The sequence below is a fragment of the Akkermansia muciniphila genome (assembly GCF_900184965.1).
Classification (GTDB): Bacteria; Verrucomicrobiota; Verrucomicrobiia; order Verrucomicrobiales; family Akkermansiaceae; genus Akkermansia; species Akkermansia muciniphila_A.
In genome coordinates this window covers 29,826-47,697 of the sequence record NZ_FXYA01000001.1, presented here as the reverse complement: position 1 = coordinate 47,697, position 17,872 = coordinate 29,826, and the positions used below count along the sequence as shown (strand labels likewise).

Annotated in this window: 17 protein-coding genes and 1 tRNA gene; 5 read left to right on the top strand and 13 right to left on the bottom strand. The window is 55.6% G+C overall.

Features of this window, described 5'->3' with window-relative positions:
* The 8 genes from CI070_RS00190 to CI070_RS00155 form a co-directional block, all read right to left on the bottom strand.
* A partial coding sequence (locus CI070_RS00190) for a hypothetical protein (protein ID WP_143245604.1) occupies positions 1 to 1,442 on the bottom strand: 1,442 nt, incomplete at its 3' end.
* A 177-nt stretch (positions 1,443 to 1,619) separates the two neighbouring features.
* A complete protein-coding gene (locus CI070_RS00185; RefSeq protein ID WP_094136367.1) occupies positions 1,620 to 3,308 on the bottom strand; it encodes a hypothetical protein in 1,689 nt (562 codons plus the stop codon).
* Between the two features lie 29 nt (positions 3,309 to 3,337).
* Positions 3,338 to 4,096: an alpha-1,2-fucosyltransferase gene (locus CI070_RS00180; protein ID WP_172973306.1), complete on the bottom strand. Its 759-nt coding sequence runs from the start codon at positions 4,094 to 4,096 to the stop codon at positions 3,338 to 3,340.
* A 23-nt stretch (positions 4,097 to 4,119) separates the two neighbouring features.
* On the bottom strand, positions 4,120 to 5,163 hold the full coding sequence (locus CI070_RS00175; protein WP_094136366.1) for a glycosyltransferase: 1,044 nt from the start codon (positions 5,161 to 5,163) through the stop codon (positions 4,120 to 4,122).
* Between the two features lie 35 nt (positions 5,164 to 5,198).
* Positions 5,199 to 5,852: a hypothetical protein gene (locus tag CI070_RS00170; protein ID WP_143245603.1), complete on the bottom strand. Its 654-nt coding sequence runs from the start codon at positions 5,850 to 5,852 to the stop codon at positions 5,199 to 5,201.
* A 171-nt stretch (positions 5,853 to 6,023) separates the two neighbouring features.
* Positions 6,024 to 6,422, bottom strand: a complete 399-nt coding sequence (locus tag CI070_RS00165; RefSeq protein WP_143245602.1) for a hypothetical protein — start codon at positions 6,420 to 6,422, stop codon at positions 6,024 to 6,026.
* A 360-nt stretch (positions 6,423 to 6,782) separates the two neighbouring features.
* Entirely contained in the window at positions 6,783 to 7,973 is a 1,191-nt protein-coding gene (locus CI070_RS00160; protein WP_094136363.1) for a hypothetical protein, read from the bottom strand.
* Positions 7,963 to 8,958, bottom strand: coding sequence for a hypothetical protein (locus tag CI070_RS00155; RefSeq protein WP_143247148.1), 996 nt, complete (start codon positions 8,956 to 8,958; stop codon positions 7,963 to 7,965). The genes CI070_RS00160 and CI070_RS00155 overlap by 11 nt, the downstream gene beginning before the upstream one ends.
* A gap of 533 nt (positions 8,959 to 9,491) precedes the next feature.
* Here CI070_RS00155 and CI070_RS00150 point away from each other — a divergent pair.
* From CI070_RS00150 to CI070_RS00140, 3 genes are read left to right on the top strand one after another with little or no spacing between them, the layout of a single operon-like run.
* Positions 9,492 to 9,689, top strand: coding sequence for a hypothetical protein (locus CI070_RS00150; protein ID WP_094136361.1), 198 nt, complete (start codon positions 9,492 to 9,494; stop codon positions 9,687 to 9,689).
* Entirely contained in the window at positions 9,682 to 10,269 is a 588-nt protein-coding gene (locus CI070_RS00145; protein WP_094136360.1) for a M15 family metallopeptidase, read from the top strand. Before CI070_RS00150 ends, CI070_RS00145 begins: the two co-directional genes overlap by 8 nt.
* Positions 10,270 to 10,282: 13 nt before the next feature.
* Entirely contained in the window at positions 10,283 to 10,621 is a 339-nt protein-coding gene (locus tag CI070_RS00140; protein WP_012420174.1) for a hypothetical protein, read from the top strand.
* 109 nt (positions 10,622 to 10,730) lie between these two features.
* Here the strand turns inward: CI070_RS00140 and CI070_RS00135 are convergent.
* Positions 10,731 to 10,817, bottom strand: a tRNA-Leu gene (locus CI070_RS00135).
* 201 nt (positions 10,818 to 11,018) lie between these two features.
* Here CI070_RS00135 and CI070_RS00130 point away from each other — a divergent pair.
* Together CI070_RS00130 and CI070_RS00125 are read left to right on the top strand one after the other, a co-directional pair.
* Positions 11,019 to 12,818, top strand: coding sequence for a TrkH family potassium uptake protein (locus tag CI070_RS00130; RefSeq protein ID WP_143245600.1), 1,800 nt, complete (start codon positions 11,019 to 11,021; stop codon positions 12,816 to 12,818).
* A gap of 137 nt (positions 12,819 to 12,955) precedes the next feature.
* Positions 12,956 to 14,293, top strand: a complete 1,338-nt coding sequence (locus tag CI070_RS00125; RefSeq protein WP_094136358.1) for an MATE family efflux transporter — start codon at positions 12,956 to 12,958, stop codon at positions 14,291 to 14,293.
* Between the two features lie 255 nt (positions 14,294 to 14,548).
* On the opposite strand, the gene CI070_RS00120 is transcribed toward CI070_RS00125, so the two are convergent.
* From CI070_RS00120 to rsmA, 4 genes are all read right to left on the bottom strand, one after another.
* Entirely contained in the window at positions 14,549 to 15,370 is an 822-nt protein-coding gene (locus CI070_RS00120; RefSeq protein ID WP_094136357.1) for a hypothetical protein, read from the bottom strand.
* Positions 15,371 to 15,426: 56 nt separating this feature from the next.
* On the bottom strand, positions 15,427 to 15,690 hold the full coding sequence (locus CI070_RS00115; protein ID WP_094136356.1) for a hypothetical protein: 264 nt from the start codon (positions 15,688 to 15,690) through the stop codon (positions 15,427 to 15,429).
* 199 nt (positions 15,691 to 15,889) lie between these two features.
* A complete protein-coding gene (locus tag CI070_RS00110; RefSeq protein ID WP_094136355.1) occupies positions 15,890 to 16,351 on the bottom strand; it encodes a hypothetical protein in 462 nt (153 codons plus the stop codon).
* Positions 16,338 to 17,717 (bottom strand): 16S rRNA (adenine(1518)-N(6)/adenine(1519)-N(6))-dimethyltransferase RsmA, encoded by a 1,380-nt coding sequence (rsmA, locus tag CI070_RS00105; protein ID WP_094136354.1) that lies wholly within the window; start codon positions 17,715 to 17,717, stop codon positions 16,338 to 16,340. The genes CI070_RS00110 and rsmA overlap by 14 nt, the downstream gene beginning before the upstream one ends.
* Positions 17,718 to 17,872: the final 155 nt, after the last annotated feature.

The window sequence follows — 17,872 nt, the reverse complement described above, 5'->3', positions numbered from 1 at the left end:
GTTTCAATGGTGCGGATGATGGTGTCGTCCCCCTGGCCTTTGGCGATGCTGACTCTGCCGGGTTCTTCCGTACGGGTGATGGTGTGGGCCGGCAGTCCGCGCTGCTGGCGCGTGATGACGGTGGTCCGCACGCCGTTTTCTTCCGAGGACAGGAAGGAGGAGGTTTTATAAGGTTCCCCCGTTACCTCGTATGTTCCGTCGGCCAGGACCGTGACGGCGGCGGGAGCGTACCATTCCATGACGAGTTCTCCGTCCGCTCCAGTCCGGGTGCGCATCAGCCCCTCCGCGGCGCTGTAGCTGCTTACCAGGCTGCCCTCATGGTCATACGTATTGCTCACATTCCGGAAGTAGTCTTCCGCCAGAAGAACCCTGCCGAAGGCGGAGGTCATGCCGACCACAGCGCCGGTTTCCGCAGAGAAGCGGATTTTCTGCCCGTCCGCGTCCACCAGGGAAAGGTAGGCGGGGGCGCCGGAAACGGCAGGAGCCAGGGTTTCATCCAGCAGCTGCACCCTGAAGTCGCGCTTGCGGGAGATGCCCGCAGGCAGGGCCGTATCGGAACCGGCCTGCACGTTGAAGTAAAGCGCGGCGCCCGCCGGAGGCACCATGGTGATGAGGCCGGACGTTTCGTCCAGATGGGCGCGCCAGGCCCACGGGCTCACGTATTTCAGGCCGCCGCAGGCTTCCGCCGTTTCACGGGCGTTTTCCGCGGAGCGGAAGCTGAAGGCCGCGGGAGACGGCGCCCCTCCCCTGGCCAGGAATTCGGCCTGGGACATGCAGATTTCCACGCCGGGGTCACCCGGCAGTTTTTCCGCCGCAATGGTGTATTCATTGCCTTCCGCGTCCGTGCACGTACCGCAACGGCAGCAGATTTCCTTTTCCTCCGGCGGCACATCCGAAGAGGAGCTGCTCGACAGGGAAGAAGGAGGGGTGTCCGAACTGCTTGAACTGCTGCTGGAGTCCCCATGCGCGGTCACCGTCACGGAGTACCTGCACACGGACTGGTTGTATTCGTTGTGCGGCATGTCGATGTTCTGGTGCGTGATGGAGAGAGTGTACGTGCCTTCGGATAACTCAAAGGAGCCTGATTTGGACCATTCCTGGTGGCCTCCCAGTTCTCCGGGTTCATCGGCGGCGGAGGTCAGGTCCAGCTCAAACGTGCCGCCCGGTCCGGAAATGGTCAGCTTGCCCCAGTCATCCACCGTCAGGCTGGCCACAACCGTGGCCCCGCCTTCCGGGACGGTAAAGGTGTCGTTGACTGGAGACATGAAGACATCGGCTCCGGCAGACGTCTGAACGAAGTTGTCGGATTTTTCATAAATGACGGTATCCGCGCCGTAGGGCTGGATGGGGGTGGACATGGCGTTGAGGGATGTCGCGGCGCCAGGCGCGCCAGGCTGGCTGGCCGCATCGGGAAGCCCGGCGGCGGGGTTGGAGTTAATCATGTTTGCGGAACCCCTGTTCAAAGAGGGGTCGTCATTTTGTTGATCGTTGGTAAACATTGTGTGATGATTGTTGTTTTATTGCGGCGCGAAAGGCGCCGATTGGATTGGTTCATCTTCCTTCCCCGTGCCGCACCACGGCGGACGGATGGGAAGAACAGGGAATGGAGGCCATGCCCGTCAGGACACGGACTCCGGAAAAGGAAGCTGCCGGCTGCCGGCGGCAGGGGTCAGGAAGAACGGACCGCGGGAAAATCCGCTGCCGTTTTTTTCCAGAGCTTCCGGCGCCCAGTCATCCCAGAACAGCGTGAGAAGCCCGTCCTGCAGGACGTAGCGCCCGGCGCAGCCGCCGGCGCCGCGCATGAAACGGCCCCGGGCAAAAAACAGGAGTTCGTCCCTCCAATGGGGATGCACGGCGTCATAAACGGCCACCGGCTCATCATGGAAAAGGGCCTCAATGCCGTGCATCCTGCCCGGAGAGCACCAATGGGCGCTCACCTGGTCATTCAGGCGGTGGGGCGCCGGAGCATGGCTGAGGAAGAGGCGCGGCGTGGCATGGACGCGCGCGCCCAGTTCCCGCGCCAGCCGGCCGAAGATGACGTCCTCCGCCCCGACGGCGGGAACCCGGCTGCCGTGCGCCACAATGCCCTCCACAAGCGCCCGGCTCATCAGGTAGCCCGCTCCGCCGCTGGGGACCCCCCTGTCCGCCAGGGACATGTCGCCCACAAGGTCATAGCGGCCGTCGCAGAGGCTTTCCAGGCGGTCAAGCGCCAGCCAGGTATCGTCGTCGCACTTGAAAAGCCAGTCAAAGTCATAATGTTCCAGGGCATATTGATAAAAGGCAAGCCCCTTGGCGGGCAGGTGCCTGTAATCGTCCTCCACCCAAAGGGCCACTACATCGGGCTCATTGGGCAAAGGAGTGCGCCGCCCCAGGAAAAATCTGCATTCCACACCCTCCTGAGGATGGGAAAGCCAGGTCTCCCGGCACGCCTTGCGGCGGTTCGCCGCGCCTGTGCAGCTGCAGATGCCCACCAGGATATTCACTTTTTTACGCGGCCCGGGGGCAGGCTTCCAGGCGTGGCCCGGCAGATGCCTGTCCAGCAGCTCGCCTGCCATGCTGTTGCGGCTCATATTTTCCCAGGCGTCCGGCTCCCGCCTGGCCATCTCTCCCCAGAGGTGGACGCACCAGGCATTGGACAATTCCGGCCCGGCAAGGCGTATGCTGCCGTTGTAGCAGTCGCGCCATCTCGTCCAGGGGACCGGATACATGTGGGAAGACGGAGCGGCCCGGTCAAACAGGCCGCAGTGGCGCAACGCGCGCGTCATCCCGGTGGGGCCGCAAAATCCCCATGGCACCTGGCGCCGGCGATCGGCGACATCCGGCACACGGCGGAGCAGTTCCTCCTTGGCCCGGACTTCTTCCGGAGAGTCCCAGGGGACGCGGAGCGCCGGATCCTCAGCAAGGCGGCACAGGGTTGCGGGAACGGAATGACCGGGAGGAAAGGCCATGGCGCCTACGGCCACCACCTCCGCCCACTCCCTGCAGAACCAGAGAGGAGAGGCAGGAAGTTCATCACCCAGGCAGATGACGTCCATATCCACCCAGAAGCCGCCTTCCTGTGAAAGGAATTTCATGCGGAACCAATCGGAAAACGGCGCCAGGCTATTGTGGGAATCATGGAAAATCGCCTCCTCCGGGAGAATATCCCGCGCATCGCGCACAAGCGTTCCCGCGGGAATATTGTCGTAATTCCGGTAGGTGAAAAGCTGGAAAGCATGGCCATGGTCCAGGAACGATTTGATGCACAGAACGGACATCAGGGGAAGTTCCCCGCCCACCCAGAGGCTTGTAACGGTTCTCGTATTCATTGTTTTACGGGTATGGGTTCGTGGCGGAATTACAGTGTTACCCAATGGGGCAGGTAAATATCCCGGTAGTCTTCCACACCGCCGACAAACCAGTCGCGCGGAACGATGACCTTCCGGGTATTTCCCAGCCACGCGCCCCACCAGGAAAAGGAAGAACACGACATGACGAGTTCCTCCATCGCCGTCATGCGGCGGAGGGATTCGCACGGAGCGCCGCGGTCGATTTCCAGCGCAAAGCGTCCGAATGCCGGCACGCGCGCAAGCATCTCCGCCGCCTCGTCCGGCTCATCGCTGAACAGCACCAGACGGTTCTTCCCGGATGATAAATGCCCTGCGGCCCTCCGCAGGAAACCAGGGTCCAGAATGCGGTGCTTGTCACGGAGGCGCCTGTAGTCCCCAAGCCGGATGTGAATGCCAACGGCGCCGGGCTCCTTCTCCGCGGTGAGAGGCGCGAAAAGCGCCCGGATGAACGCTTCCTGCCCTTCAAAATACCGCGCGCTCTGGAAGTAGCCGCGAAGCCCGCCCGTCCGGATGCGGGAGGGAACCGGACAATAGGAAAAGGAAGGTTCCTGCCAGGATGGAGGTTCATTAGTGCCGCACGGCGTAGAAGGGAGCACCCAGCCGCCGAGCCGGGAGCGCAGCATCAGGGAAGCGTCATTGTAAGCCCAGGGCACCCGGCACTCCACCCCTACGGTACGGGCGTGGGCACAGGCGGCCGCCAGCGTGAACATGATGTTGCCCAGCCGCATGCCGGGCAGGAAACACGGGGAAACATATTTTTTATTCATAAGGCCGGTTTTCCGTTCCATGTTCATTCCGGGAGTCTTGCCATCGCCTCCAGCACTTCCTTCCAGCTCTCCAGGGAAACATCCAGCCCGCCCAGCTCCAGGCCGCGCGCCCGGGCCGCCTCCGCCATGTCGTCGCGAAGATTCGGTTCACAGGCCATTTTGGAAGCGTAGTAGATGAAATCCCTTTCGTTGCCGCACAGCCATCCTGTTTTGCCGTGCTCCACCATCTGCCGCCACCCGCCCCGGTTGTCCACAATGAGCACGCTGCCGCTGGCCATCGCCTCAAAGCCGATGCGGGGCCAGTTCTCCGTCGTATCCGTCGGCTGGAGGATGATCCGGCTGTGCCTGTAAAAATCCTGCTGGGAAACTTCCCTTTGATTGCGGGCAATCCGAATCCAGTCGAAGGGCCGGCCTATCTTGGCTTCGCTCCTCTTGTCAAAACCGAGGAAAAGGCCGCGCTTCTGCACGGGGGATACGAATGCGCCGTAGATATGCAGGGTGTTGGCCGCGAACTTGTCGGCATCCTGGCGGGAGATGCGCCCGCAGCCGAAGAAATCCTCATCGCGTTCCCGGATAAAGGGAAAGGATTCCGCATGGAAATAGGGCCTGAAGGTCAGGAACTGCACTTGCGGGTCGCCGTTGAGCTTGCGCAGCACGGGCATGGCTTCCTGGCGGACGGCTTCATTCTGATAGAGGAACATGGCGATTTCCCCCTTTTGCATGGCCTCCTTTTCCCTGGGGAAAAGCCACGTCATGCAGTTGATGAAAACTGTGCGTTTCGTATGCCTGCGTATTTCCGGCAAGGCGTTGAGGAAGCCAGCATTGCAGAAACCGAGCACGGGGTCGCCGGGTTGGACGGCCGACCAGTCCGCGGGGGCGTGCATGATGACGCCCAAGGAAACCATCTCGTTGTAAAGAGGCTCCCCGTGGTAATCCCAGGAGGGAATGAGATGGACTTCCACGCCCATCTTGCGCCAGACAATGATCTGGTGGTGAAGTTCCGTTCCCGCTCCTCCGTAGAGGCTCGGGAACCCGTTGACGAATAATCTCTTGATTGGACTGCTCATGAGCGCTGCTCTTCGTTGCGGAGGGTGAGTAAAATTTAACCGATGCTCCTGATGAAGGAGGAGAATTCCGGTGTACTGCGGCCCGCACTGCGCAGCGCGGGAATGAAAATGCCATTATGTTCCAGTCTCCTGAGCCTGGTAGTCAGCTTCCACTTGCCGGCGAACAATTCATTCTTCAGGGCAAATCTGGAAGCCGTGAGGATGTCGCGCCCCGCAAGGTAATAAGCCATGCCGCGCAGGGACCAGGCGGCCAGCCCGAAAGCCTCTCCTTCGTACTCCAGGGGAAAGGGATAATCCACGCCCTCCGGCGCCTTGAAAAGCGCCTGCACATGCAGGATGGGAGTGAAAGAAGGCCGGTTTCCCGGATCTCTGCCGACCGTGCCTCCGGAGGCTTTTACCTCTTCCAGAGAATTGAAAACGGCAGGCTTCTCCACGGAATCAAAGGGAAGTTTTTCAATAAACTGCTTGCGCGCGGAAAGCACGGAAAGCTCCAGTGGGACGCTTCCGTCGGAAAGCACGACTTCCCTGTTGAGGATGATGCTGCCGGGGGAAAATATCCCGGAAAGAGCGCCTACGCTTTGAACAATGTTCAGGCGGGGAAAAACAATGTCGTTGTTCCTGATATCTCCGGTAATCGTGCCTACAGGAAGCAGGGGGTTATGGGAGGGGCCTGCCGCGGCATCTGCCACGGGCCAGGAAAGGGAACTTTCCGAACGCTGAGGCCGGGAACTGGAATTCCCGCATGTTTTTGTTGTATTCATCATTTTGTTTTTCAAATGCTTATGGTTCTTGATAAAGTGAATAAACGGATCTTCACGGAGCTGTCCCGGACAGGGCATGCACCAGAAAAGAAAGAACGTTCATCTGCCTTCACAATGATTGCTTGCCGCGTTTCCGGAAATTCGCCGCCCATTTCTTAAAAAAGTGAATTTTTCTTCCCGGAGCCGTTTCCTGAGGCGGCGCGCCCTGCTTTCCTCCAGATGAATGCTTCTGGCTGCCCGTGACAAATTTCCTTCAGCGTCAATCAATGCCTCAACCAGCTCCCTTTCCTGCGGCTCCAGGGATTCCATTTCCCGCTCGAAGTCTTCCCGGAACATCAGACCGGAAAGGAAGTCCGAATGCCCGTCAGCGTCAATTTCCCGGCCATCTTCATATTCAAGCGGACGGGCTTCCCGCAACAGCAGCCTCTTCTTCCGGTTCCTCTCGCGCAAATAGCGTTCCGGCTCAAAAATGGTTACATTGCCCAGGTATGTTTTCATGCCCGCGCCTCCGCTTTTCCGGTAACGGCGGCAAATTTCCCAGCACCGGATTCTGAACCGTTGGAGGACATCCAGATATTCTTCCTCAGATATCTGAAACCCGATGGATTCTGCTTTTGTTCGGAGGCGCTGAACGAGGTATAAGGCGTGGTTTTCCACGGTTTCCGACAATGGTTGTGATTGCTTTTCGTGCATATTCACCAACCCTGTGCGGACTTATCCAGCTAGCGAAAAACGCCCTACATCTTCATCATCATTATTATTTGAAATTCATATATTTACCAAAATAAAGCGGCTAGCTGGACGAATAAGCTCATCCAGCTAGCCACTTATGGGGAGGGTTTATAACGGCTTGCCCTCCTACCTGTGCCTTTCCTGCTTCCTTTCAAGCGAAAGCATCAGTTCCAAAGGACGGATATAAGATTTACAGGGAACTACCTGGAACCGGCGGTACATACCCTGCCTTGACTTCTCCCTTTTCTTTGTAAACGGATCCCTTTCCGCCAGCTGGGGTAGTCTTTCCACAAGAACTTTTCTCAAATCCGACCTGGCTTCCGCCTCATTCCCTATCCCAGCCCTTTTTAGAAGTTCCTTGTCCAAACAGGCTTTATCCGGATTCATTACGTACAAAAACAGCATCTTATAAGCCGGCTTCGTGGAATCCTGGCCCGCCGCCGCCCGTTGCCTGCTGAAAAAACGTTTTTCCTCCCGATAGGAAAACCTCATGAATTCCTTCACTTCTCCACCGCCCCGTGAACAGGAAAAGACTATTTCCCGCTCATCGGTCACAGAAATCCACAGATCCTCCCACATGGCGCCGGTTGGAAGGCTTTCCCCCGTGCGCGCATGCACAGGCATGCCCTGCCTGAGCCACTCCCAGGAATAGCCGTATGCCCAGGCAAATCCATCTTTCGTCGTCACCATGACGTCGGGAATGGAAACAACGATGCCTTTGTACTTCTCAACAATTGCAGCCTCCATGGCGGCAGTCCGCCAACGCTTCCCCATCACCAAGAGAAGAAAGGGCCTTTCCGGCTGTGCCTGCCGGATGACGCGCAGGCATCTGGAAACCAGCCGCTCATCAAAAGCAAAAGCAAAATAGGCGGTTACGGGAAAATCAAAAAGCCTGATCAGGCACTCCGGAATCAGCTCCGTTCCGCTGATTTCCCTCTCCGTCTTTCCGCAGGAACGGGCAATATTCAAAGCAATCTTCCTGAACACCAGGGCATGCACGAAAAGCTCGCTCCTCTCAACAGGCTCCCGGCAGCAGGGTTCCTTCAATACATAAAAACGCCTGCGGTCTTCTTCCCCGGGGTGCCCTCCGTACTCGTAAAAAGGCTCTTCTTCCGGAGGCAGAGCCACCACTTTCAAAGGATTGCCGATATCGTCGGGGTTGTAATAGTCACCGGATATTCCGGCAAGTTTACAGCCGCATACCCAGTGCCCCGGATAAAAATCCCCTCCCACCCTGGCTTTCCATATCCAATCGGGAGACTCCAGGCTCTCACTTTCAATAATGATATTGAGGATATTGCCGTAATTAAGCTCCATGAATCCTATTGTACAACTGGTCAAAACCAGCCTGTTCAAAATACATATCAATGAGCGTGTATTGCTCGCTTTCCAATTCCAGGCCATTGGAATCGGGAGTCAAAGAAACGGTTTTCGGGTCTCCTTCTTCAAACTCAAAATAAAAAAACGCTTTGTCCACATGGAACCCGCTGGGGACGACAATCAGGGGGCCGTCTTCATCGCCAAGCTCGGAAAGGCTTTTGTAAGTGCCTGTAAATCCCCTCATCAACACCTCTTTCTCCGTCCTCTTCCTTGCATGGAGAGGCCTGGACATGACAAGCTTATAAACAGCAACCCTTCGCAGACCCGGAATATTATTGAACACCTCAATGTCGGCGATGGGCTTCTTATTAAATACGCTCAGGGTGTAGCGGTTCCTTAATTCCCAAATATCCGAGCCGAACAGCATGCGACCAGCAATGACGGCATAGGCCCGCATCATCCATTGGATTCTGGCGCTGACCTGTAAATTGATGTACAGGCATTTCGAACTCCCCCTGTAGATGACAATGTCCGTATTCCCGGGAGTACGTATGCTGCTGATTATCTCTTTGGCCGACGTGTCAACCTCATCAACGGTTTCCTGATAATGCCCCCGTTTGATGGTAAACCAGTAATCAGAGGAAATCCGGTCACAGCTGATAACGCATACGTCAGTCATCCCCTTCTGTGACAAAATTCGGGACAGATATTGACGGCAGCCTTCTTTTTCCTTCTCCCTTTCTTTCTCCGTAATCATGGGGAAAGGAAGCGCATCTTTCATGGGGGGAAGAATACGATACGATTTCCTCTTTTTAATGGAATGCAATTCCTCAATCTGCCTGAGCAAGCTGATATTGCCGTCCAGAAAATGCAGAACGGCGAGTTCAATTCCATTGGAAAAATCTCTGTTGACGGAAACGCCCAACGATTCGGCGTATTCCCGCAAATCCGCAGTAGCTTCACCGGAACTGCACGTTTGCAAAAGGTGGAAAATACGGTAAATCCTGTCCGTCTCCTTTTTAAGGCCGTACATCCGGTAACAAATGCCGGAAATAATAGTTTGCCCGAGAGCCCTGCGGTATGCCTCCAGCTGTTGGCGGTCGGAAAAAGGTTCAGGAGGAATTACTGTTGGGAAATTGGTTACCTCTTTTCTGAGGTACGCTTCCAATTCCCTGAGATATTCATATCGAAGAAATGGTAGAAATCTGCGGATGATAAACGATGTTAAACGGTTATTCATAATGGCGTTGGTTGGCGCATTATGGTATCTTCATGAATAAAAGACAAGTATCGTTTCCTGTGACGGATTTTGCCGATTAGGGCAAGCAATAAAAGTATCCGCGGAATCTTTGCAAATCGCGGCACCAACATCAGAACAACTTGCACGGAGGCCAGCCCCTGCCTGCCTCACAGATAAGAGACTCCGGGAAAAATCTTTTTCCGGCGCCTTGAGCATCCCCGGCAAACTGGAGCTCTCCGTACAGAGAAAACTTTTTAACGCTAATCGACAATCACATGTTCAAATACATTCTCAACCGACTGACGGAACGTTCCACATGGCTGGGCCTCCTTGCCCTGGCCACAGCCTGCGGAGCCACTATCGAACAAACGCTTGCCGACCAGATTATCGCCGCAGGCATGGCGGCGGCAGGACTCATCGGCATCGTCACCAAAGACCGGAAAAAGGAACAGGAAGACCACGACAATGGCTAACAGCATTTCCGACCTTCAGAAAGATACCTTCTACTGGCAAAGGCTCTTGCGTCTGGCCGGATACTACCACGGCGCCATTGACGGCATTCCCGGCAACGGCACGCGGGCCGGAGCGGAACGCTGGGCTACGGACGCTGACCGATACAAAATGGAGACCGGATGCTTTGACGAACGCACTGAACGGAACATCTCCACCCTGCTGCCGGAAGCGCAAAAAGCCGCCCGGCAATGGTTCAAACTGGCCCTAGATGAAGCTGTTAACCAGGGATATGAAGTAAAAATTATCTGCGGAACGCGCACGTATGCCGAACAGGAGGCCCTCTACGGACAACGCCCGAAAGTAACGAATGCCCGTGGCGGCCAAAGCTGGCACAACTTCGGCCTGGCCTGGGATTTTGGAATTTTCCAAGGCCGCAACTACCTGGCAAATCATCCTCTTTACGCCACTCTGGGTAAACTTTACGCAAATATTGACGGCCTGGACTGGGGAGGAACATGGAAATCCTTTACAGATCCGCTGCATTTGCAGCTCCATCAATTCGGAAGCATTTCCGAAGCGCGCAGAAGTTTCGAAACATAACCTTTCCTTACCCATGACCCAGACCGCTGTTACTACAAGTGTCGTCTTAGCCAACACCCTTGCTGTTGTTTGCATGGCGACTTCTGAACTCAATCCCCTGCTTGAATACGTTCAAAACGGCGCCTCCGTGGCAGCCGTGATGGGCATCTTCCTCTGGAGGGAAATGAAACGCGCCGAACGCTACGAGAAACTTTACGACCAGGAGCGCAGACAACGCATTACCGCTGAAAGGAAATGTTCCTCCTGCATGTTCATGAAGCTGGCGCATGAACAATTCGCAGGCATCCACTCCCAAAAAGGCAACGCCCCCTCCCCTGAAAACCACAGGCGTTCCTTAACAACGGAGCAATAATCCTTATCCAGCCCCTTCACCAATCTTCCGGCGTTGCGTCAAAGCCAATGCACGAATACATCATAAAACCAGTAAGGCCCTGCAAGCAGTTAACTTGCAGGGCCTTGTTTGGTGCGCCCGAAAGGACTCGAACCTTCACGGGGGAACCCCCACTAGAACCTGAATCTAGCGCGTCTACCAATTCCGCCACGAGCGCACATGGTTTGGTAAGAACGGGGCTTATTATGCACGGCGGCGCCGGATTGGCAACTATTTTCCTTCACATGAAAAAAATTTTTCCCAAAGGCGCCTTCCTGCCTCCAGCCAGGACCGCCTGGAAACGATATAAGGGCTTCTCAAATCTTTCCGTATGCAGTAGTCTCCCCCCCAGCATCAGAGGCATCACCATTGCAGGCTTGTGAATGAGACGAATGAAAAACCGCTATTGAACCGTTTTGAGGTCATGGAAATGGGGTTCGGCCTGTGCACACTGGCCGCATTGATGTGGCTGCTGTGGTGGAACGGCTTCGGGGAAATTCATGAAGACCAGCTTTCCCTGCGCTATTTCCGCGAAATTCTCTCCTTCCTGGTGCTGGGCCAGCTCACGGGCGTCATCGGCATTTTGCGGGAAAAATGGCTTGCCAGGGCCATCCGCAACCCCCGGTGGGTAGAACTGGGGCTGGGGCTGGTGATTCTGGTCATGCTGGCAGGCGACTTTTTCCATTCCACCTTTATCTCCAAAATAGAGCTTCAGAACATTTTCCGCGCGCTCTGCCTCTGCTACGGAGCCGCCCCTCTGCTGAACCTCAAGGAATATTTTTTCCGCATCGCCCGCCGGAACAGGGGCTTCCACCTCCCGCGCATTCGTCCCGCCCTTCTTTTCCTGCTTACCCTGATTGCCTTCATTGCGCTGGGAGGAACTCTTCTCATGTCGCCGGGAGCTACCAAGGACGGCATCGTCCTTTCCGCCACGGACGCCTATTTCATCAGCACCAGCGCCGTCTGCGTCACGGGGCTGGTCCCCCTGAATGTTCATGAACACTTCACCAATTACGGACAGACCATTTTGCTGGCACTTTTCCAGGTGGGAGCTTTCGGCATCATGACGTTCACTTATTTCGTCTCCCTGATGGTTGGCCAGGGGTTGAGCCTGCGTTCCAAAGTAACCATCAGCAACCTGCTGGATGAAGAAGGCATTGCCCAGGTAGACCGGTTCATCAAGAATATTATTGCCGTCACGTTCGGGGTGGAAGCGCTGGGCGCCATAGGCCTCTATTTTTCCTGGAGACATGTTCCGGGGCTGGAGGGAGACACGCTCTGGTGGTACGCCGTCTTCCATTCCGTTTCCGGTTTCTGCAATGCGGGATTCAGCCTGTTTGCGGATAACCTGGCCACGCCGGGCGTAGCCTACAATATGGGCGGCCAGATTACCATTATGGTCATGGTGCTTTGCGGCAGCCTGGGATTCGCCATGTATCTGGAAATCGTCCGCCGGGCCAGAGTCGCACTGGGCTGGGATGCCCGGAACACCGTCAGCCGCCACTGGTCCACATACAGCTGGCTGGTCGTACGCATGACCGCCGCGCTGGTGCTTGGCGGCGGGCTGATCCTGTTCCTGATTAAAATAATTGACGGCAGCCTGTTTACGTCTGCCGACCCTTGGTACTGGATTTTATGGGAGAGCCTGTTTAACGCAACGGCGCGCACAGCAGGGTTCAACATCTCGGACATGGCGCTCAACAGCGTTCCATACGCCTTGTTTCTGGGGGCTCTCATGTTCATCGGCGGCAATCCCGGTTCCACCACGGGAGGGGTCCATACCACCGCATTCGCCGTTTCCTGCGGGGAGGTGGCGCGCATCTTACAGGGTAAGAAGGACGTGGTCATGCACAAGCGCCGGATTGCCCGCAATGTGGTGGAACGGGCCGTCATCACCGTCATCCTTGCCGGAGCCTGGGTGGGCATGATGACTACGGTCATGTGTTTTGCGGAACCGCAGTTGAGCCTGGAACGCCTGTTTTTCGAAGTGGTCAGTTCTTTCGCCACAGTAGGCTTTTCCTGGAACGTCACTCCGGAACTCAGCGATGTCGGCAAATGGATGATCGTGTTCAACATGATTGTGGGACGCGTAGGCATGGTGGCTTTCGTGCTGGCGTTCATGAAACAACCCACCAAATCCCCCCTGCGGTATCCGGAAACCAGACTGCCTCTCAGTTGAACCGGAATATTACCCGCATTTTCACGACATGTGAGAAAGCAAACGAATTTCTTTCTTGCAAGAAAACATTTTAATTCAAAAATATTGGGCCTTTAGCGCCTGCCCTCGGCGAACCATGCCCGCAGGCTGCCCCCGCTATGAATAATCCTTCTTTTACTTCCTACCAAAAGATATGGCTCATGTCATACCCCCTCATGATCAGCCTGATCATTGAGCATATGATCGGCCTGACGGATGCTGTCTTCCTAGGACGCGTGGGGGACGTGGCGCTGGGAGCGTGCGCCCTGGGCGGCGTGTATTACATGGCCATGTTCATGTTGGCGTTCGGCTTCGGTTTCGGCGCACAAATCATCATTGCGCGCCGAAACGGGGAACGCCGTTACAACAGGATTGCCCCCACCATGATCCAGGGCTGTTATTTCATGCTGGTCCTGGCGATAGCTCTTTTTGCCGCATCTCAATATTTTTCCCCCATTATCCTGCGGGACATCATTGATTCCCCACAGGTGTACAAAGCCACGGCGGATTACCTTCACTGGCGCACCTACGGTGTCTTTTTCTCTTTCCTCTGCGTGATGTTCCGCGCCTATTACGTGGGAATTACCCAGACGAAGATTCTGACGGTCAATTCCCTTGTCATGCTCCTGAGCAATGTTGCGCTGAATTACTGCCTCATTTTCGGGAAAGGCGGCTTCCCCGCCGCGGGCATTGCAGGAGCGGCCATTGCTTCCAGCGTGTCGGAAGCAGTCTCCCTTCTCTTTTTCATCGTCTACACAAGCATAACGGCGGATAAACGGAAATACGGCTTTCGCCGGGCGTTCGCACTCCGCCCCCATCTGCTGAAGGGGATGCTGTCCATTTCCGGATGGACCATGGTGCAATCTTTCATTTCCGTCTCCATCTGGTTTATTTTTTTCCTGGCGATTGAACATTTAGGAGAACGCCCGCTGGCCGTCACCAACATCGTGCGCAACATTTCCGCCCTGTTGATCATGGTAATCAGCGCTTTTGCGACCACGGCAGGAGCTCTTATCAGTAACCAGATAGGCGCGGGAGAACAGCGCTGCCTGTTTAAAACCTGCGGCATGACCCTCAAACTGACATACGCCATCCTGATCCCCCTGCTCATGATACTGTGCCTGTTTCCGGAACTCGTCCTCCGCACCTTCACGGACAGCCCGTCCCTGATTGCCGCCAGCGTTAATTCCGTGTATGTAATGGCTTCTTCCACACTGATCATGGCTCCGTCATTCATTCTGTTCAACGCCGTATCCGGCACAGGCAATACCAAGGCGGGATTCATCATGGAAATGATTTCCCTGGCCGTTTACACGGCTGTCATTTATTACGGAATCATCAGGCTCAAGCCGGATGTAGCTCTCTGTTGGTTTTCCGAACACGTTTACGGCGTTACCCTGATCACCCTGGCATGGTGGTACCTCAAGAGCGGGAAATGGAGAGGCAAAAAAGTTTAGGAGGAACAAGAACGGGGAATGACATGAAATAAAGCCCGCTTTCATACAGGCGTCTTCAATGCTCTCCATTCTCAAAACTTGCCCTGGTTGGAGAAAAGGCTGTTTTTTGAGCACAGGTGAAAAAGGTTGACGCATGCTGACTCCCAATGCGCCGGAGAAAACACGACCATTCAAATTCCAGAGAATCAGCCCCGGAGGATACAAAAATGCCCTGCGGCATCCGCCGCAGGGCAAAAACATCATCACAGGCAGGAATTATTCTTCGCCGGAATCTTCTTCGGAATCCCGTTCCTCTTCTGAAGAAGAAGTTTTCTCCTGTTGCTGGAGAGCAGCTTCCTGGGCATGTTTGCGGCGCGCTTCCTCCATCATGAAGAATTCCGCACAGCGGAAAGCGCGGCGGGCCGCCTCTCGCGCCGTCTGGTCGTCCATCAGGGCAAGGCCTTCTTCAGACACTTCCGCCAGGAACATTTTCCAAGCGCGGGAAGCCACCTTCTTACCATCCAGCTGCTTGAGAGAAGCGGCATCCTGCATAGGTTGGCGGTCTTCGGAACCGCCGCCTTTTTTATTGCGGCGGCGGCGCTTGCGCTTGTTAAAGGGACCTTCGGAGGCGCCGCCCACCGTTTCCGGCTGGGCAAAGACATCTCCGCCATGCTGTTCATGGCGTTCCTGCTGTTCCGCATTGCGATTGGGGCGGAACGATTCCCGCTTGACCTTGACCGGAGCGGCAGCCTGGGACTTCTGGGAAGCTTCGGGCATCATCTCCTTTTCTACGGGAGCGGAAGGAGCCGGGGCCTCGGAAGGGACAACAACCGGTTCAGAGACAGGAGGCTTTTCATCAACCGCCTTTTTGGCTGTTTTCACGGTTTTTGTCTTCACCGCGGTTTTCGGGGCGGACTTGACCGTTTTGATTTTGGTTTTGGGTGCTTCTACGGAAGCGGCGTCAGCAGCAGATTTTTTTTCAGCTGCGGCGGCCTTTTTAGTGGTAGAGGCCGTCTTTTTGGCCGCCGTCTTGCGAGCAGTCGTTTTTTTAGCTGCGGACGCTTCCGGAGCACCTGTTTCTAATGGTTTTTTTGCCATAAAATTTCAAGTGAAAGAAAGGATTATGAATCAATTCCGGAGATTGTCGAGATTTATCACGGAGCCTCATCCGGAAGAGTCGGGAGATCTTTCAAAAGCGCCTTATACTTTCCCGAATCAAAAGGGCGCCCCCCCACCATCATCGCATTAATGGTAATGGCCAGAGCCTGCGCCATCAGTTCCAGAGCTTCCTGTTCTTCCAGTTTTTCCCGCCCTGTCAGGCGCTCCAGACAGTTTTTAACATAAGCGGTGTCCGGCGACTCCAGTTGTTCCCGAACGGCAGGCACCAGCGTTTCAATCATTTCCTCCGGTATCTCCATGATAATTCTTTTGTTGCTTTTACTGTGGGACTAAATCAAAGCTCATCTTTTTTTCGGGCAACCCCGGGGCAGACATTCTCTCACGAATGACATGCGGACACGGTATTTCCCGTTCCTGCCAAGGCTTTTATTGAAAATAACCGCCACCCAGTGAGTTCCTGCTTCCAGTCCATCTCAAAGGGAATATTTTCCGGTTCCCTTACATGGCTCCCATGCGGCTGCGAATAACGGTTTGCAGTTCCACTTCAAATTCCCTCAAGTCGTCCGCCGTAGGTTCTCCAAGCGTAGCGTCCCAGTTGATACGGCCGGTACGATCAATATCCCATGCGCCCTGGGCGCCACTCTTGAATAAAACCTTGCCGGCCATCAGGGCATGGGGAGGCGTTATCTCATCCACAGTTACCTGGGTTTTTCCCAGCAGGGAGGCAGGGGGCGACATCGTTCCGGGAAGCTCTCCGGGCTGTTCGTCTTCAGGTTCCGGCTCCGGCTGTCTGATGCGGATATCCAGATCCTGAAGCAGGAATCTCGTATCCATGAACGTCAGCTTGATGTTCAGTTCTTCATGCAGTTTTTTCTGGATGGCGTTTAAATCCAGTCCTTCTTCCGCCCAGGTTCGGATGGACTGGATTTGTTCCGGAGATAATTGATCAGGGTTTATCATGATATGTATTTGAGTTAGAATGATCTTTTCTGTTCGCAGCCAGCCATGCATTCCAACACGGAATGAATGCAGGGGAGAAATCCTGCGGACGGCGTTCCACCCACGCCTGGATTTGCTCCGGCGTAAACCACTGCACGCTGTCCACTTCCGCCGCCGGAAAACGAACCTTCCCGGAATACCGTCCTTCATAAAGGGAGATGAATTCCCAGCCGTTATTTTCTCCGGCGTCAAAATCCGCGATTTTCTGCAGCCCGCAGCCGGACACGCCCAGCTCCTCCTTCAGCTCCCGCACCGCGGCTTCCTCATAACTTTCCCCGGCATCCAGATGCCCGGCTGCGGAGGAATCCCATTTGCCCGGCTGCCTGTCTTTCCATAAGGACCTTTTCTGGAGAAGAACGGCTCCATGCTTGTTGACCAGAAACATGTGTACGGCACGATGACGGAGGCAGCCTTCATGTATCTCCCGGCGCGTGCCCTGCCCCGTCACCTGGTTGAGTTCATCCACGATGTCAAACAATTCATCCCCGCTCTGCGCCACATCCTTGAGAGGATTGGCATCATAAACGCGCGTTAGTTCCACCCACTGGGACAAATTCAACTCTTCAGCTCTGGCGGAAGGGGAAAGCCCCAGGGAAGCAGCTACATCCTCCCATGGGGGAGAAGCGGGGAGCTGTTTTTTCAATTGTTTGCGCCGCTGGGAAAAAGCCCTGCGCATCAGTTCGTCCATCAGCCGGTCGTCATATGGAGGCAGCTCGCGGGCTGGACGGGGAGTGAGCAGCATCACGGTGGAATCAATACGCGGACGGGGATGAAACGCTTCCGGCGGGATGGTTTTGAGGGCACGGGGAATCCAGTTCTTCTGGATGCGCAGGGACAACAGCCCGAAGGCATCATCATCCGGCGTCGCCAGAATACGGTCGATAAACTCCTTCTGAAGCATCACCACGGCACGTTCCACAGCGCTGGGCCTGGACAGAAAATTCTGGAGGATGGCTCCTCCCGCGGAATAAGGGAGATTGCCAAGGAATTTGACAGGGGCCTCTGCAAACAGCCCCCTCGGATCCCAGGAAGCGCCGTCGGCATGGTGAACTTCCACATGGGGATCATCGGCCCAGCGCTCTTTCTGGTATTCCGCCAGTCGGGAGTCAAATTCCACCAGAACCAGTTTGCGGCAAAGGGGGGCGGCATGTTCCGTCAGGGAGCCGGTTCCTGGCCCTACCTCCACCACACAGTCCTCCGGCCGGATTTCGAGCTGCTCCACAATCCAGCGGGCTACATTCTCATCCGTCAGGAAATTCTGACCCAGGGACTTGCTGGGGCGCACTTCATGGTCTTCCAGAACATTCCTGATCTCGGACGGTTTCATAATGAGGTCATGTTCTCAAAAATACCTGTCAGGAGCTAGTAAAAAGCGGGGCAATTTCCGGCATGAAAACGGAGAAGTCCCAACCGCCGCCGGCAAAGAACGGAGAGACGGCGGCAAGATATATCGCAAATTGACAAAAAGGGGAAAACATGTCA

Excerpts from the sequence above, each read along its gene's own strand:
- CI070_RS00185 (WP_094136367.1), bottom strand. The coding sequence starts at position 3,308 with ATGAATACGAGAACCGTTACAAGCCTCTGGGTGGGCGGGGAACTTCCC.
- CI070_RS00180 (WP_172973306.1), bottom strand. The coding sequence starts at position 4,096 with ATGAATAAAAAATATGTTTCCCCGTGTTTCCTGCCCGGCATGCGGCTG.
- CI070_RS00175 (WP_094136366.1), bottom strand. The coding sequence starts at position 5,163 with ATGAGCAGTCCAATCAAGAGATTATTCGTCAACGGGTTCCCGAGCCTC.
- CI070_RS00165 (WP_143245602.1), bottom strand. The coding sequence starts at position 6,422 with ATGAAAACATACCTGGGCAATGTAACCATTTTTGAGCCGGAACGCTAT.
- CI070_RS00160 (WP_094136363.1), bottom strand. The coding sequence starts at position 7,973 with ATGGAGCTTAATTACGGCAATATCCTCAATATCATTATTGAAAGTGAG.
- CI070_RS00150 (WP_094136361.1), top strand. The coding sequence starts at position 9,492 with ATGTTCAAATACATTCTCAACCGACTGACGGAACGTTCCACATGGCTG.
- CI070_RS00145 (WP_094136360.1), top strand. The coding sequence starts at position 9,682 with ATGGCTAACAGCATTTCCGACCTTCAGAAAGATACCTTCTACTGGCAA.
- CI070_RS00140 (WP_012420174.1), top strand. The coding sequence starts at position 10,283 with ATGACCCAGACCGCTGTTACTACAAGTGTCGTCTTAGCCAACACCCTT.
- CI070_RS00125 (WP_094136358.1), top strand. The coding sequence starts at position 12,956 with ATGAATAATCCTTCTTTTACTTCCTACCAAAAGATATGGCTCATGTCA.
- CI070_RS00120 (WP_094136357.1), bottom strand. The coding sequence starts at position 15,370 with ATGGCAAAAAAACCATTAGAAACAGGTGCTCCGGAAGCGTCCGCAGCT.
- CI070_RS00115 (WP_094136356.1), bottom strand. The coding sequence starts at position 15,690 with ATGGAGATACCGGAGGAAATGATTGAAACGCTGGTGCCTGCCGTTCGG.
- CI070_RS00110 (WP_094136355.1), bottom strand. The coding sequence starts at position 16,351 with ATGATAAACCCTGATCAATTATCTCCGGAACAAATCCAGTCCATCCGA.
- rsmA (WP_094136354.1), bottom strand. The coding sequence starts at position 17,717 with ATGAAACCGTCCGAGATCAGGAATGTTCTGGAAGACCATGAAGTGCGC.